14 protein-coding genes are annotated in these 17,103 nt (G+C 37.6%); 13 read left to right on the top strand and 1 reads right to left on the bottom strand.

Annotated features, from left to right (window positions below; translation table 11 throughout):
* Nucleotides 1-207 precede the first annotated feature (207 nt).
* Nucleotides 208-3,201: a KAP family P-loop NTPase fold protein gene (locus ACQ334_RS12725; protein ID WP_430988603.1), complete on the top strand. Its 2,994-nt coding sequence runs from the start codon at nucleotides 208-210 to the stop codon at nucleotides 3,199-3,201.
* Nucleotides 3,202-3,386: 185 nt separating this feature from the next.
* On the opposite strand, the gene ACQ334_RS12720 is transcribed toward ACQ334_RS12725, so the two are convergent.
* On the bottom strand, nucleotides 3,387-3,551 hold the full coding sequence (locus tag ACQ334_RS12720) for a hypothetical protein (RefSeq protein WP_430988602.1): 165 nt from the start codon (nucleotides 3,549-3,551) through the stop codon (nucleotides 3,387-3,389).
* Here ACQ334_RS12720 and ACQ334_RS12715 point away from each other — a divergent pair.
* From ACQ334_RS12715 to ACQ334_RS12660, 12 genes are all read left to right on the top strand, one after another.
* Nucleotides 3,550-4,068, top strand: a complete 519-nt coding sequence (locus tag ACQ334_RS12715) for a transposase (protein WP_430988601.1) — start codon at nucleotides 3,550-3,552, stop codon at nucleotides 4,066-4,068. The genes ACQ334_RS12720 and ACQ334_RS12715 overlap by 2 nt on opposite strands.
* A 379-nt stretch (nucleotides 4,069-4,447) precedes the next feature.
* Nucleotides 4,448-5,734 (top strand): hypothetical protein, encoded by a 1,287-nt coding sequence (locus tag ACQ334_RS12710; protein WP_430988600.1) that lies wholly within the window; start codon nucleotides 4,448-4,450, stop codon nucleotides 5,732-5,734.
* 177 nt (nucleotides 5,735-5,911) lie between these two features.
* Nucleotides 5,912-7,111 (top strand): multidrug effflux MFS transporter, encoded by a 1,200-nt coding sequence (locus ACQ334_RS12705; protein WP_430988599.1) that lies wholly within the window; start codon nucleotides 5,912-5,914, stop codon nucleotides 7,109-7,111.
* 204 nt (nucleotides 7,112-7,315) lie between these two features.
* The gene (locus tag ACQ334_RS12700; protein ID WP_430988598.1) at nucleotides 7,316-9,379 is read left to right on the top strand and encodes a sensor histidine kinase; all 2,064 of its coding nucleotides are present in this window, start codon (nucleotides 7,316-7,318) and stop codon (nucleotides 9,377-9,379) included.
* Between the two features lie 20 nt (nucleotides 9,380-9,399).
* Nucleotides 9,400-9,843 carry a DUF4268 domain-containing protein gene (locus ACQ334_RS12695; protein WP_430988597.1) on the top strand — a complete coding sequence of 148 codons (444 nt, stop codon included), beginning with the start codon at nucleotides 9,400-9,402 and terminating at the stop codon, nucleotides 9,841-9,843.
* 160 nt (nucleotides 9,844-10,003) lie between these two features.
* Nucleotides 10,004-11,080: a fatty acid desaturase family protein gene (locus tag ACQ334_RS12690; RefSeq protein WP_430988596.1), complete on the top strand. Its 1,077-nt coding sequence runs from the start codon at nucleotides 10,004-10,006 to the stop codon at nucleotides 11,078-11,080.
* Between the two features lie 89 nt (nucleotides 11,081-11,169).
* Nucleotides 11,170-12,489 (top strand): right-handed parallel beta-helix repeat-containing protein, encoded by a 1,320-nt coding sequence (locus ACQ334_RS12685; protein ID WP_430988595.1) that lies wholly within the window; start codon nucleotides 11,170-11,172, stop codon nucleotides 12,487-12,489.
* Nucleotides 12,490-12,557: 68 nt separating this feature from the next.
* Nucleotides 12,558-12,812, top strand: coding sequence for a hypothetical protein (locus ACQ334_RS12680; protein WP_430988594.1), 255 nt, complete (start codon nucleotides 12,558-12,560; stop codon nucleotides 12,810-12,812).
* A gap of 116 nt (nucleotides 12,813-12,928) precedes the next feature.
* A complete protein-coding gene (locus ACQ334_RS12675; protein WP_430988593.1) occupies nucleotides 12,929-14,296 on the top strand; it encodes a M16 family metallopeptidase in 1,368 nt (455 codons plus the stop codon).
* 6 nt (nucleotides 14,297-14,302) lie between these two features.
* Nucleotides 14,303-15,595, top strand: a complete 1,293-nt coding sequence (locus tag ACQ334_RS12670) for a M16 family metallopeptidase (protein ID WP_430988592.1) — start codon at nucleotides 14,303-14,305, stop codon at nucleotides 15,593-15,595.
* Nucleotides 15,592-16,272 carry a GNAT family N-acetyltransferase gene (locus ACQ334_RS12665; RefSeq protein WP_430988591.1) on the top strand — a complete coding sequence of 227 codons (681 nt, stop codon included), beginning with the start codon at nucleotides 15,592-15,594 and terminating at the stop codon, nucleotides 16,270-16,272. Before ACQ334_RS12670 ends, ACQ334_RS12665 begins: the two co-directional genes overlap by 4 nt.
* 21 nt (nucleotides 16,273-16,293) lie before the next feature.
* Entirely contained in the window at nucleotides 16,294-17,088 is a 795-nt protein-coding gene (locus tag ACQ334_RS12660; RefSeq protein ID WP_430988590.1) for a leucine-rich repeat domain-containing protein, read from the top strand.
* Nucleotides 17,089-17,103: the final 15 nt, after the last annotated feature.

The raw sequence follows: 17,103 nt of genomic DNA, 5'->3' as shown, positions 1-17,103 counted from the left end.
AGACGGGCATTTGGAATTCTATTAGACTTGCATTGGCAGAGTTTACTCCAAAAGCAATCGGGGCATACTTGTATAGCAAATCTTTATTCAGCTTTATTTAGTTTATTTGGGCTAATGAACCTTTCAAAGAAAAAAAACTTGTTGACAGAACTAAATATTAATCATAAATTCAATAATTGTCATAGTAAAAATGGCTACAATTTTCGGATGACTGAATCTACACGCAACAAAAAAAATATTTTACGGGATTTAAATGTGAAGCTGGGTAACATTCAGAGTAAATACCAAAAGTATATACTTATTTTTTTTGGATTATTTCTTTATAGCCAATTATACCCTTCGCTTATTGAAAACACAATTATCCAAAAGACAGCAACTTATTTTACAATACAAAGTTCCAATACTGCGGATATAATATTCTTTATTATTTCAATCTATCCGTTATTCCTATATATTATATTACTTCAAAAATGGAGTTTATACAACCTTAAACTTCTTGATTTTTTCCCTCCTTTAATCTTATGTGTATTATATTGTTTACACCGGTCAGGGTTAATTGGAAATACAGAAATTTCGTTTACTCCATTTAAAAGCATTCACTTATTAAGATACTTTGATCCTATTTTTCTTTTACTGCTCCGTTATTCTTTTGTACCAACATCGAAAGTAGAATCCAATAAATCTCACATTATTGTACCTCAATTAATTGAAGATAATTTAGCTTCTAGGAGTAATAAAGATGTTTTTAAAAGAAATGGATATGCGGAATATATCGCAACTCTAATCCTTAATCAAAATTCAAAGTCAAAATCTTTTGCTATTGGTATAAAAGGAAGTTGGGGTTCAGGGAAATCAGTTTTTCTATCTCAAATAGAATGCAAAATAACTGCTGGGATTAAGATAAAGTTTAACCCTTGGTTATGTGAAAGTAGTGATAAAATAGTATCAGATTTTTTCAAAGTACTAATTAATGAGACTGCACAACTTGACAGTGGATTGTCAAAATTGCTTAAAAGATATTATACCAGCTTAAAGGATATTGATGAAAATTACGGGGGTAAAATGTTGACTTCCCTTGGATTTTTTAAAAGAAGTGAAGCTTTAAGTCTTGAAGAGCAGCAAAACGATATTGTCGAAAAGTTAAACGAGACTAATATTAAAATAGTTGTTTTTATTGATGACTTGGATAGATTAAATTCAGAGGAGATATTAGCTGTACTTAAACTGATTAGAAATAGTTTTAATTTCCCGAATACCTATTTCTTAATTGCATATGACGAAAAATATATTATTGATACTCTGAAGGACTCAATTGAAAATCCAAATAAATTTCTTGAAAAAATATTTCAACTTGACATTGATTTGCCTGGCTTTCCATTGTTTATTGTTCAGAATGAATTAAGAGATATGTTATGTGATGAAAAGACCGAAGTACAAAAAGAAATAATTAAACAAGCATTTCAATATATAAATAAAACCAGTATTATTAAACAAAACATAATTAATTTAAGAGATGCTATACGGTTTACAAATTCTTTCAACCATATTTATCAGAAAAAAGAAAATGAAATCGACTATATTGATTTTATGCTTCTTGAGATTCTAAAACTAAAATTTAGATCGATTTATGAAGAAGTTAGATTGTCTTTAATTGCGTACACCAAAAATGAATATTTGAAAATTCCAAACCTTGCTTTTGATAACGAAAGTTGCATCAAATTCGATATTGGTACTTATTCTCTAATTGTCGAAGGAAATGAGGCTTCCCCTTTTAATAGTAACTCAATTGAAGTAATGGAGCATTTATTTAACAGAAAAGAAAACTTCGATCCAGTTAAATCTATAAGAATTACTGGTAATTCAATAAGATATTTTTCTGATGACCTATATGGGGAAATACCCATTAGTGATTTTGAAAAATACAAAGAATTATCTTTTAATATTTTTAAGGATTTGATTGATACTCAATTCGAAAGGGGTAATGTTGATGAAATTGCTAACAAAATCTTGAGGGTTAATGGGTTTACAAACCCTACCGAATTCTTCAATCTGAATAAAGGGTTGTTGTATATATGTAATCTGAAAAATAAATCCAATTATATCCCATTTGTAATTAAAAGTTTTATTGAAAATTATGAGAATTTACAAGACAAATTAAGAAATGATTTTCTAAGTGTGTTTCAACAATTATTCAATGGTGACTATCAAAGTCCTTTTGCGGAATGTGAAGCATTGGCACAGATTATTGAACTTAACAATGATAGTAACGTGAAAGATGTGAGTGCATTTGATTATTTAAAAAAAATATGCGCTAATATTTTAGTGTCTAATTTAAAAGACTATATCAAAAAAAATAGCAACTTTTTTAGCGAAAAATCCCATAAGATTTATAATTACATAATTAAATTGAATCCTGAAGTATTCAGTATTGAAATCGCTGATGCTAATTCTCAAATTCAAGGTTATAGCCTCAATAATCAATCAACTTTTTTTAAACCCTGGCTTATCAAGCCTTTTTTCTCTTCAGGTTCTGCAGAATTATTTAACCTCGATTTGCTTGTAAAAGAATATTGGTCAATGGACGAATTCGAGCGGCGTCTTTCAATGCAAGAAAGTTCAATAGATGTGTTGGTTTTGCAATATTTTTTAAAAAAGTATAAGAAAAATAATTACCTACCAACGGTATACATTCCTGGAACGCTTGAAATTAATAGCGATGAGCAAACAACCTTTGAAGGGTCTGATTCTTATTCTCAATTACCTCGATCATATGGGGTTATTAGATATCAAAAAGAGAAAATTGAAGCCTCAGCCAATCATAAAGTATTTGAAAACTCTTATTGGATATCCCATGCACAAGAGGTTAGTATGGATGAAGCTATTTATGGTGGTATTTATTCATTTGAACGAATTTTTAATTTGAGAGGAATTAAAGAGATAGTTTCTGCAAACCTGTATTGCCTTGTTGATGATTTTATAAAAATAAAGGTAAATGATAAAGATGCTGGTGACGAAAATTCTGGCATTAACTTACCGAATCCAATAGCGATCAATATCGGGGACTTACTAAATCTTGAGGAAAATAAAATTAAATTTATTGTAAGAAATGATAATGCGAAAGGCTGGGCTAATGCCATAGAACGCCCTGAAGATAATCCTTATGACTTTATTTACACTTTGCGAATCGAGTTTAAAATGTAAGATCCCCTAGCATGAAGCCCACCCTCGCCAACACCTCGTTCCTTTGCTGCATACCAACTCCACAGCACTGAGCAAAGCCGAAGTGCTATCTAATCGTACTTCACTCAAAATATCTTTTAGCCGCTGTGGGTAGCTTGAAGCGCCGCCGTTGATTTCTATATTCCCGGTGTTACACCATTTAGCCGCTATTGGTAGCTTGAAGCACCTCCGTTGTTGGTATGCAGCGCCAGCCCATATGCCAAGCGTACCAACAACACAGCACGAAGCCCACCGTCGCCAATATCAATTACACTTTCCCATACAACCAATGCTCTTATAATTCCATCTGTAAGTAGATATACTACTGCCATGCCTGCACTTTACCCCGAATACTGGCCGCAATTTTTTACTGCCACCATTTTAGAATGGAAAACATTGCTGCAACAAAATGAAATTAAAAACATCATTGTTAAAAGCCTTCAATATTTAGTACATCAAAAAAGAATACAGCTGCATGCATTTGTAATAATGAATAATCATTTACACCTGATATGGCAACCTTTACCACCACAAACATTACAAAGCATTCAGCACAGTTTTTTAAAACATACCGCACAGGAAATGAAATGGTATTTGCAACATAATAATGCAGATTTTTTATCGCAGTTTAAAGTAAATGCAAAAGACAGGCTGTATCAATTTTGGGAACGCAACGCTTTGTCAGTTGAATTACGTTCGTCTAAAGTATTCGATCAAAAACTGGTGTATATTCATCAGAATCCGGTTAAGGCCGGGTTATGTATTTTGGCAGAGGAGTATTATTATTCATCCGCCAATTTTTATTGCACCAGCGTAGATGATTTTAAAATGCTAGTTCGTGCAGATTAATGCAACAGTAATCTTTTCTAATTGTTACGCTTCATGTTTGCACAATGTTGTTGGTACGCCAACGCTTCTTTCCTTTGCTGCATACCAACAACGGCGTAGAGAACAAATCAATTAATTCGTTACCCAGCCTTAAATGAGGCATACTATAATTATTTTACTATTTCCGGCACCAGTCTTCTTGCGCAGCGGGCAAGGGTGTCTATCTATTCTGCCCCGATTGTATCGGGGAATCAGGATTACCAATGCTCAACTATTAGCAATCCATGTTCATTAGTATAATAATCGATAGCGCTGCCGTACTTATAATGCCGGGGATTATAGAATACCCGCCACCACGTAGTTTTTTCCATACAATAACCGATATTTTTATGCTTAAAATATGGCAGCATTGAAAAACTATTTTTTTCCCTTCTTAATGATGGCATTATTCTCCCCGGCAAAAGCGCAGGTAAGCTGTGCCGACCTAAGGGACAGGAATGGCGAACTTTTACAATCCCTCAGTGTATATGAAGCTATCGTCAGCCCCACGCAAAAGGATTTTGACCAGTTTACCACAGCCTATAATAAGTTCAGGGATTATGCTATTAAAGCTGCTGCTACAGAAACTGATTACGATATTAAATTACTGCTGCAGGTATTTGCCCTGCAAACCGCCAATCATTATTTAGCCGCTGCCGGCAAGCAAAGCAAATTTGATATGGCCTGGAAGGAGATGAAATACATCTACGACAATTTGTACAGCAATATCAATTATCAAAAGCTAAACCGGAAAGACAATTTTATAAGCTGCGATTTATCGGGAGAGCAAAAAAGGCTTATTATTTACGAAAGCGCTTACAAAGATCTTTGCACAGAATTTATCGGCATCAGCTGCAACATCATTGCCCATTTTAAGAGAGATGATGTGGCCGTAGCCATTTTTAGTAAAGCAGGTTTTAAAGGTTTACTAACTACCGGTAGCCTGCTGCACAGCACTGCTGCCGATATACTGATACGCCGGTTAAATAAGGGACTGGCAGATGACACCAGCTACCTGGCGGCCTATAAATTCATCTGCACCAACAATAACAGTTTCTCCCTGGCGAGTATTAGCAGTGATTTTGGTAACATGACCTTTGCAAAGGCGCTGGATGTACTTATTAATCCCGTTTTGGTTGCAAGAACCAATATGGAACCCATAAAAAATATGGATGATTTTGGAAAGACCTCCCTTCGCTACGATTATCTCTATAATTATCTGTCGAAGGACAGCGGCTTTACATTTGCTCAAAAATTTGACCTGCTCCGGATCGCATTGGACGATTACCTGGCCGAGATGAGATCCATTAAGATCGATAACCATAGTTTCTGGCATGTGCCCCTGCTTTACCAAATGCTGGATGCAGGCTACGAAAGCGGAGATGGGTATAGCGTTAGAAAAGGCCTCCGGGATATTTTAAACAGCAACAACACAGCACTTATCAGTGAGCTTGCACAGGTGTATGAATTGTATGGCAAATATTGTTACGGTTATTACCCCAATATTGAAAAAGCACATTATTATTACAGCGCCTATGTTTGTTACCGTGCGCTGGGCGACAATAAAAAAGCCAATAAAGCCTACAACGATATTCCCAGGTCTATGCTAGCCAATAAAAAATCTGACGGTTACCGCAAACTGGATTAATTGATGCTGATTAAAAAAAATCTTTTATAAATTCCCTGCCTTTGTTGTTCTTTCGCAACTGTCTTCACTCCTTTTCTTTTTTTTGCGTTGGCCTTTTTGTGCAAATTAGTATAACAATCTTCGTCGCTTTGGCCTGCATTGTTTTACATTTGCCCCTCAAATAATGACAGAAAATTTATGAGTGCAACGGTTGGTGGCAAACAGCAAAATTTTATATTGATTCTTATACTGGGAGCGCTCAATACCATTACCCCATTCTCTATTGATATGTACCTGCCGGGCTTTCCGCAGATCGCCAGGGATTTTAATACCCAGATTGATAAAGTGGCATTATCTGTATCTACTTATTTTTTAGGGTATGCATTAGGGCAGATTCTTTACGGCCCCTTGCTGGACAGGTTTGGAAGAAAGCCACCTTTGTATGCCGGCCTTGCATTATACATCCTGGCAACCATTGGCTGTTTTACCACAACAACCATTGAAGCCTTGTGGGTGATCAGGTTTATACAGGCCATTGGTGGCTGTGTAGCTTCTGTTGCGGCCATGGCAATGGTAAGGGATTTTTTTCCACCGGAAAAAAGTGCCGGCATCATTTCATTGCTGGTACTCATATTGGGTGTTTCGCCCCTGCTGGCACCAACAGCAGGCAGTTTTATCATTGTCAACTGGGGTTGGCATGCCGTGTTTATTGTGCTGGCTGCTATTACTTCTTTGATCGTACTACTGGTATTTTTCTTTTTGCCCGAAGGGCATGTGCCAGATAAAACAATGTCGTTAAAACCGCTGCCTATCATCCATGGTTTTAAAGTGGTGCTGACAGATCCTAAGTTTTATGTATTTGCGCTGGCAGGTTCTTTTTCTTTTGCCGGTTTGTTTGTATATGTGGCCCACTCCCCTGCCATCTTTATGGGGCATTTCGGGTTAACCGAAAAGTTATACGGCGGCGTTTTTGCGTTACTGTCAGTAGGCTTTATTGGTGGCAGCCAGCTTAACCATATCCTTACAAAAAGATTCAGCAACCGGCAGATCTTACAATCGGCATTGCTGGTGCAGGCCCTGGTGGCGTTTATATTTTTAGCGGGCGCTGTAAACGGCTGGTATGGGTTAACGGGAGTACTTGTATTATTGTTTGTATTACTTTGCTGCTGTGGCATCAGCTATCCAAATGCAGCAGCATTATGCATGGCACCCTTTGCCAAAAATGCAGGCACGGCATCAGCATTGCTGGGTTTTATACAAATTGGCCTGGGCGGATTGATCTCTGCAGGCGCAGGTATGTTGCCGCTGGATGCAATAACTGCTATGGCAGTAGTGATGACGGCTTCGGTGCTGATTGCATTAGCTATTTTGTTATCTGCAAGAAAGACAGGAGCATAAAACCGGGGAGAGAACGATATAATTTTACCAGGCATTCAACACCGTTTTTAAAAAATACTGCCCGGAAAATGAAATTGCATTTGCAACAAAGCAATGCTGATTTTTTTAAAAACAACAGTATCAATAAAAAGTGATGCCGCTGTTTGAAAATTTTGATTTCTTGGAATTTTTACTTATTTTATCACTACACTTACACCCGATATCATGAACAAGCTGATCGCAATCTTGTTTGTAATGGCCTGCTGTACAAAAGTTACCGCCCAGTTAAGTAATAAGTTTATAGCATCATTGCCTGAAAAAACTGGGCTGCCGCTCGCCGGCAAAAAAACATTAACGGTAAAAGAAAAAATATCGGTGATCGGTAATTTTCGTACCAGTTTTACTATACCCAAAGAATTTATTCCCGTATATGATTCTATCACTACTTCCCTTTGCCTTGATTTTAAGGAAGAAAAAAATCCTTATGAAAAGATAGAGATCGGATATCGCCTCACTTCTTTTTATAATCTTATTGGTGATTATGAAAAAAGCCTTTTATACACCGACCAGGTGCTGGAACTGGCTGATAAATACGACACCGCTAAAATTAAAATAATAAAAGTGGGGCACCAGCGATTGAAAGGGGCACTTTTATCAAAACTGAGGAGACAGGAGGAGGCCATTAATTTTATTAATACATGCCTTGACGAAGCCAGGGCCCGGAAAGATACTTTTGGCATAGGGTTGCTTTTATATGCAGAAGCTAACACCTATTCCTCCATAAACCTGTCGGCAACTGCCGTACAATATATTGACAGCAGTTTTTACTATTACGACCTTGTTAAAACAAAATCTTCGGAGTTAACAAAAGCCTACGCTGAATCTGTAGCGATGAAGTTTTTGCAAACCTTTAATCTTTTTGAAGAAACTAACGATACGGCTTACCTGCAAAAGTTACGGGATATTATAGCATTTGGAAAAAGTAAAAATATCAACCGGCCTTTTTTTGTAGTATACCCGGTAATTGAGGCGTTTAGCAGGAAAGAATTTGACACCGCAATAGCACGTTGCGATACCTTTCTTATTAAAAGCAACCAGACAAAATTATCTATCAACGATTACATTGCACTGGTAGTAACAAAATACAAAGCACTCAGCCTGTATGAAATGGGCCACCTGAAAGAAGGCGTTCTGCTGCTGGAAAAACCTTTACAGGAAATAATGGATAACCCCGGAAAAGATGAAGGGGTTACCAGGTTAAGACTCCCTTTTTTATACAAAACTTCGGGGCTGTTACAGGATTTTTATAAAACCAACCACAACTGGGAAAAAGCCTATTATTACCTGTCCATCTACAAATTGGTAAGGGATACACTGGATTTTATATCTAACCAGGGTAAAATATTTGAAGCCAACCAGAAATACAATTTTGCAAAAAAAGAAGTTACAGTTAATGAGCTGGAAAAAGATAATGCCGTTAAAATAAAAGAAAAAAACCTGGCTTTATTTATAACCATCATCTCCCTCCTTTCTTTTATTACCATTGGTACGGTATTGTATAACCGCTATAAAAATGTAACACTAACCAAGAAAATAGCAGCACAGGAGGCGCAGAATAAAATAGACCGGTTGAATATTACCAGTCAATTACAGATTTCTGAACTGGAAGATAAAAACAGCATTGCCAAACAGGAAGAACAGAAGAGGCTGGGCAGGGAATTGCATGATGAGCTGGCCGGGGATATTGTTTTTTTGAAATCGAAGATTGAGTTGGAAATCATGAACCGGAAAGATAAGGAAGCTACCGACAGTTTACAGGAGATCAGCGCCTATACAGGTGATATTTACGAAAAAGTAAGGCATAAAAGCCATACCTGGTATAATGCCCGGATTGAAGAGTCTGACTCTTCGGTTAAGAAAAGGATTGAATTATTAATTGACAACGGACTTCCGGATGATAAGTATAAAAAAAATATTTCTATAGACGATCACGCATTACAACTGCTGTCGCTTGACACAAAAATAGAAATCCTGTACATTATACGGGAAGCATTATCTAATATTCTTAAACATGCTAACGCCACATTGATTGAAATAGTTATTTACGAAGATATTTCCGGCGTTGTTTTAGATATTACTGATAACGGAAAAGGATTTGATACCGCCCTTATAAAAAAAGGCGTGGGGTTGCAGTCCATAGCGGGCAGGGCACAACAAATAAACGGAAAACTCTCCATCACATCAGGAAAAAAAGGTACTGAAATAAATATTGTAATTCCTGCAGGCTGATATTCTTTTATCTTGCAGCAATGTATTCCAAAGAACAAACAGCAAAATTAACCAGTCAATTCTGGACCAGCCTGGGGCAATACATGAAACCGGTAGCCGGTGCTTCTGGTGAGCCTGTTAACTGGATCAATTATAAAACAGGCATTCGCTATATTTATTTTAAAATGGAGGTGAGTAATACCAAAGCTATCATTGCTATTGAGATTTCTCATTCCAACCCGGCAGAAAGGTTGCAGTACTACCATCAATTTGTTGCACTGAAAAAATTACTGGCAACATCATTCCATTGGCAGTGGAATGAAACAGTGCACACCGGTCATAAAACCATCAGCAGCATAACGCAGCAACTGGATAATGTAAACATATTGAACCAAGCCGACTGGCCGGCTATCATTAGTTTTTTAAAGCCCCGTATCATAGCACTGGATGCGTTTTGGGATATGGTGAAAGATGGGTTTGAATAATACCACTACCCTGATTACTCATGTATTTTCTGCCACTGCTGTTAGCCAGAAGCACAGCCATTGCATCATAATAACCATCATCATTGCTTTTTATGATATTCGTCAGTAAGGGCCCCGTAATTTTAAGATACTTTCCGATTTTTAAAATATAAAATCAACAATGAGCAAAGTACAATTTAAATCGGAGCAGAAAACGGAAAGAGAATTTGTAAACACGTTACGAAAAAATGTAAGTGACTATTTTAAAACCAATCATATCTCCACAAAGGCCAATGCCGCCATGGTTTTTAAAACTGTTGTAATGGTGTTGGTATACATTTTACCATTTGTACTGTTGCTAACTGTACCAATGCCAGCACTGGCAGCACTAGGGCTGTGTATAGTGATGGGTATTGGTATTGCAGGTGTGGGCATGAGTGTAATGCATGATGCCTGTCATGGCGCCTACTCCAGGAAGCACTGGGTGAACGATATATTGGGCGGCAGTTTATACCTGCTGGGCAGTAATGTTTTAAACTGGAAGATACAGCACAATGTACTGCACCATACCTATACCAATATTGCCGGGCTGGATGAAGATATTGCTGCAAAAGGCCCCATCAGGTTAGCTATGGAAACCCCGGTTAAAAAGCACCATAAGTTTCAATTTATATTTGCCTTTGTTTTTTATGGCATGATGACCATTGCAAAACTGATCAATGATTTTCTGAATTTGTTTAAATATAATAAGAAAGGCCTGGTAAGGGAACAGCATGGAGACCTGAGGTCGGAATTTATTAAAATGGCGCTTAGAAAACTGGTATACCTTGCCGTTATATTCGGCCTGCCGCTGTGGCTCACCGATTTTAAGTGGTACCAGGTACTGGTTGGATTTATTGTGATGCATTGGGTGGCCAGTATGATACTTAGTTTTGTATTCCAGTTAGCCCATGTTGTAGAAGGTGCAGAACAACCTTTTGAAGAAAGCGAAAACTATTCTAACTGGCATGTTCATCAACTCAGAACCACATCAGACTTTGCCAGGCACAATAAATTACTGGGTTGGTATGTAGGTGGCCTCAACTTTCAGATAGAGCATCATTTGTTTCCCAACATCTGCCATATTCATTATAATAAGATTGCGCCCATTGTACAAAAAACAGCGTTGGAATATGGGTTTCCCTATAATTTAAAGCCCAGCTTTGGCAGTGCATTTTCATCACATATTAAAATGCTGAAGGAATTAGGGGTTCATTAAAATGAGGAACTGTGTTGCCCTACCCCATACAACAGGATGGTGCATTTTAACTATCAGCTATTTTAGCAGTCTATTCTTATTGTAGCTGTATGAAAAAAATATTATTCCTCCTGCTGGTATTTATTACACAATTATCATTTGCAAACATTTATTATGTTGCTGTGGATGGCAACGACAACAATTCCGGCACAAAAAGCCTGCCTTTTGCCACTATTCAGAAAGCGCAGGCCGTTGTGCAACCTGGAGATACGGTGTATTTACGCGGCGGCACTTACAACCTTACCGAAGCACAGATAGCTAAAAAAGAAAGAGGTTATGCCTGTGTAACCTACCTGGATAAAAGTGGTGCTGCAGGCAAGTATATCAGCTATATCAATTACCCCGGCGAAACACCGGTGTTTGATTATACTGCTGTAAAACCTGAAGGCCTGCGTGTGGCGGCCTTTTATGTAACAGGTTCTTTTATTCATTTAAAAGGTTTTGAGGTAACCGGTGTGCAGGTAACTATTAAAACCCATACCCAGTCGGAGTGTTTTGAAAACCACGGCAGCAATAATATTTACGAACAGTTGCGCCTACACGATGGCATGGCCATTGGTTTTTATTTGCTGGCAGGCTCTGATAACCTGGTCCTGAACTGTGATGCCTACCGCAACTGGGATTATTTTTCGGAGAATGGCAGAGGTGGCAATACCGATGGCTTTGGTTGCCACCCCAGGGCGGGCAGTGTAAATAATATTTTCAGGGGTTGCCGGGCCTGGTTCAATAGCGATGATGGCTTCGACCTCATCAATGCTTCTGAAGCCACCACGTTTGATCATTGCTGGGCTTTTTATAATGGCTTTAATAAAGATTTTGTAAGCGAAGGTGATGGTAATGGTTTTAAAAGCGGCGGTTACGGATTAAAAAAAACAGGTACAGAAATACCGAATCCTGTTCCCCGTAACACCATTCAGTTTTGCCTTGCTGTTCGCAATAAGGCCAATGGTTTTTATTCTAATCATCATACCGGCGGCAGCAACTGGTATAATAATTCGGCCTACCGGAATGGCAGTAATTTTAATATGCTCAACCGACTTACAGATACTGCACAGGACGTTCCGGGATTTGACCATATCATGTACAACAACCTTGGCTATAAAGGCGGAAAAGAAATACAACAGATTGATGTAGCTAAATGCACACTCGCTGATAATTATTTTGATTTGAACCTCCAGGCAACTGAAACAGATTTTGTAAGCCTTGATGAAAGTTTATTGATTGCACCACGCAAAGCTGATGGCAGCTTACCCGATAACGGTTTTATGCAATTGCAACCTGGCAGCCAGTTTATTGATAAAGGAAAAGTTATTGGTTTTCCCTTTAAGGGTAAAGCGCCGGACCTGGGGGCGTTTGAAAATGGCAAGTGATAATTGTTTCCACTTGCTGACGCTGCTAAACCAAAACGAAATTTTATATTTACCATAGTATTTAACCTATGGTTCAAAAGTTTGAAATTATAAAAATTGTTAAGCATCACAATCGTGGCCAGTTTATTTTTGCACGCCATAATGATACCACGCAATGTATTATAGTTAAAGAAGGTTCCATCTTTGGAGGTATTCCAGTATATCATTACACAGACATTGAAGTAGATGCCGGCATATACACTTTCAGGCCTTTAAATTTAGCTGGATTTCCTGATAATCATTTCCAGGCGGGCCAGGTTACAGACCTCTTACTTAATGACTAGTGTATACTCCCATCTCATTTAATAATCTTTAGTATTAACATCTTAAAATAGGTTTTGATATTTAATTTATTTAACTATATTTAATTTTATTACACTGATAATCTTTATTAATCCTTATGTACTACAAACTAATACTGCTGCCCTTATTTGCCTGCTTATTTTTTTTTAGCTCTTTTGCACAACCCAAAGTTCCGGAGCATGTTTTTTACCAGAAACTGGATAATGGATTAGAAGTAATGGTGCTGGAAGATCATACTATTCCTTTTTCTACTATTGAAATAGCCTGTAAAAACGGTTCCTTTACAGAGGACAATGAATATAACGGGCTAAGTCATTTGTACGAACACATGTTTTTTAAAGCCAACAAAGAATATAAAAGCCAGGAAGATTTTTTAAAAGCAACAGATAAGCTGGATATGGCTTACAACGGGCAAACACTGGAAGAGAGTGTTACCTATTACTTCACACTTCCTAAAGAGAATACCGTAAAAGGCCTTGAGTTTATGAACGCTGCTATCCGTTATCCGAAGTTTAAGAAATCTGATATGCTGGAGGAAAACCCGATAGTAAATGCAGAATTTCAACGGCAGGAATCAAGCCCTTATTTTGTTTTGATAGATACCCTGAATCACCTGCTATGGGGCAATAACTATAGCCGTAAAAACATCATCGGCAATCATGATGTCATCCTTTCAGCCACGCCTGAAAAAATGGAAATCATTAAAAACAAATTCTACTATCCCAATAACTGCCTGCTCATCGTTGCAGGTGATGTGGAACATTCCGAAATTTTTTCTAAAGTTGACAATATTTATGGTTCATGGAAAAGTTCAACATTTGATCCTGCAAAAGAATACCCCGTACCGGAGATAGAGCCTTTAAAAAAGAACAGCTATGTGGTAATAGAATCACCACTTACCGAATCACCCTTGCTCATCATGCGTTGGCACGGTCCTGATATGCGGAACGATATACAGGGAACCTATACTGCAGATGTTTTTTCTTATATCCTTAACCAGCGTATGTCCAGGTTAACACAGGCATTGCAGGAAACCGGTTTGGCAAACGACATCCAGATCAACTACTATTCTCAAAAATATGTTGGCCCCATTACATTTTCTGTTTCTCCCAATCCAGCTAAAATTAAAGAATGTTACCAGGCCATGCAGAAGGAAATAGCACAATGGGATGATGATAATTATATTTCTGATAAACAATTAGAAAGGGCTAAAAGAATACTGTACATCACCCAGGTAGAAGAACGGGAAGAAGTGGAACGGTATGTACACCTGATCTCATTCTGGTGGGCCTGTGCATCTACAGACTATTATACTTTTTACCGTGAAAACATGAGCAAAGTAACTCCTGCCGACATAAAAAATTATGTAAGAAAGTATATAAAGGGCAGGTTTTCCTGTACCGGCCTTATTATACCAAAAGGGTCAAACCTGCCAACCGATCCCAATTTTTATTTCTCTAAATAATTTATAATGAAAACTATTATTCTAAAATACTGCAGCATACTACTGCTATTAATTACGACAACGGGTTATGCACAAAACAATACCGTTGAATTTACAGCCGGCGGGCTTAAAGTTATATTACGGCAAACCCAAAAGGAAACACTTGTAATGAATATGTATTTCAGGGGAGGTACATCAAATTATTCACCTGCGAATGCAGGCATTGAATCGTTGGCTTTATCTGGTTTGGTAGAATGTGGCACTACTAAATATCCTGCCAATGATTTTAATGATCAAACAGACGAATATGGCCTGCACCTGGCTGGCATTGCCGATAATGACTATGGTGTGGTGAAATTGAGTTGCATTTCGAAATATACTGATGAAGCCTGGAAATTATTTTCTTCCGCTATTTCATCGCCGGCGTTTGAAACACAAAAATTCAATCTTTTAAAAGAACAAAAAATTAATGACCTGAAGGGTGAGCAATCAAATCCTGATGCCCGTTTAAAATCTTTTGCACAGGAGTTTGCATTTTTTGGTACCTCCTATGCCATAAATCCATCGGGTACTGTGGCAGGTTTGCAATTGCTAAACAGGGATGCGGTAAAAGATTATTACTACAATACATTACTCAATAAAAACCGCATGTTCCTGGTAGTTGCCGGTAATATTTCCAGGGAAGACCTGGAGAAGAAAATACTGGAAGCTTTTACCACAATTCCTGCCAAAACATATACACCTGCAAGCATCGAAAATGCAGCTTTTACACAAGAACTTTATAAGATAGAAAGCCGGAGCCTTGCCACCAATTATATTGCAGGTATCATTAATGCGCCTTGTTTAAACGACCCCAACTATCCGGCTTTTCGTTTGGCGGTTACACTTTTAAATAGCGCTATGTTCGATTATATCCGCTTAAACAAACAGCTTTCATATGCTCCTTCAGCATCCATATCAGAAGGCAGGATTTCGTATGTTACATTGTATGCCAGCACCGCACAACCCGAAGAAACAGTAAAAGCTATGCGTTTGATATTATCGTATATGAAAGGCAGAAATTATTCTGAAAAAATAATAGAGAATGTACGAAAATCTCATTTGCATTCTTATGCAAAACGACAGGAAATAATGTCGGAGATCGCAGACCAGTTAGGTAAGGCGGAAATAATGGGTGACTGGAAGCTTGCAGAAAATCTTGCCACCAGAATGACAACTGTAGATGCCGAAGAACTGCGGCGTGTTTTTAATATGTACGCAAAAAATGTAAACTGGGCATACATTGGTGCCCCTGAACCGGGTAAAGAATCATTTAAGTGAGTTATCTGCTACATAATCCTGTTTATAATGCGTTACGCTCAGGCGATGAGGCGCTCTGCTTTGGTACTGATAATGTAAAATATTTTGATGAGGCTGTATCTCCTTTTGTTGGCTTTGATGAAAACTATACCAATGGTTTTGACGACTTACATGACTTACTGCCTGCTGGCCGTAAAATTTTATACGCTATTCCATCTCCTGTTCCACCACCACCAGGCTGGCAGGTGCAGCATGATATAAAAGGATTGCAATTTGTTTATGAAGGCGTAAAAGATATCAAAAACGAATTCGCTGATGTACAGCCTTTAAAAGAAAAACATATCCCGGAGATGGTTCAACTGGCAGCACTTACCAAACCCGGCCCATTTGGAACAGGCACTATTAAATTTGGCAGCTACCATGGCATATTTAATAATGATAAACTGGTAGCCATGACCGGGCAGCGGTTGCATGTACAAAATTATACGGAGATCAGTGCAGTATGTACACACCCCGATCACTTAGGTAAAGGTTATGCCTATACGCTATTACAACATCAGCTGCAACTTATCCTGCAACAAGGCCAGCACCCGTTTTTACATGTAAGGGAAGATAATGACAGGGCTATAGCACTTTATAAAAGGCTGGGATTTACCATTTGCCGCCCAATGAATTTTTATTTTATGAAGCGGTTGTAAACAATTATAGCATTTAATCTAATGAGAAAATATCAAACAGCAGTTTTGTTTACAGCGTTGATTACAATGAGCTTTAAAACCATTGCTCAAAATGACCTGGGGGTATCACCACTAAAAGATGTAACCAGCCTGAATAAGGACATTGAAAAACAATTAGCCAACCGCTTACATGTTTTTGACTTTAAGTTATGGGAACAGGGCTATGACATAACAACTCATAAACTGACTGATTCTATTAAAGAATTTAAAAACCTCGAATTACTTAGTATTATTTCAAAAGAACTGGAAGAAATTCCTGCCTCAATAGGAGAACTGAAAAAATTGAGGAAAATAATTTTATCAGGCACTAAAATAAAATACCTGCCAGCATCAATAACACAATTAAAAAGCCTGACCAACCTGGAAGTTGCGGCAGGTGCTTTAGAAAAACTTCCAGCTGAAATAGATAATTTACAATCGCTTAAAGTATTGAATGTGGGATATAGCAAATTAAAGGTGTTACCCGAAAATGTTTACAAACTTTATAACCTGGAACTGTTATTGCTGAAAGGGTGCGCTATAACAAAAATATCAAACAAGATACAGCAGTTACAACATTTAAAAACCCTGGATTTCTCTTTTTGTAAATTAACTGATTTTCCCACGGGCATTTTAAAATTGCAGGAATTAGAGGTATTGATTTTTAACGACAATAACATTATGCAACTGCCTGACCTGTCGCCCTTAAAAAAACTAAGGAAATTAATAATTGATAAAAAGAAATATGATGTTGATACTTTAAAAAAGCAACTGCCGCCAGGTTGTGAAATAATATAAAAACACCTGGATATT

The sequence above is a fragment of the Ferruginibacter sp. SUN106 genome (assembly GCF_050611765.1).
GTDB lineage: Bacteria > Bacteroidota > Bacteroidia > Chitinophagales > Chitinophagaceae > Ferruginibacter.
The sequence above is the reverse complement of the archived record's forward strand: the minus strand, read 5'-3'. Positions and strand labels throughout refer to the sequence as shown.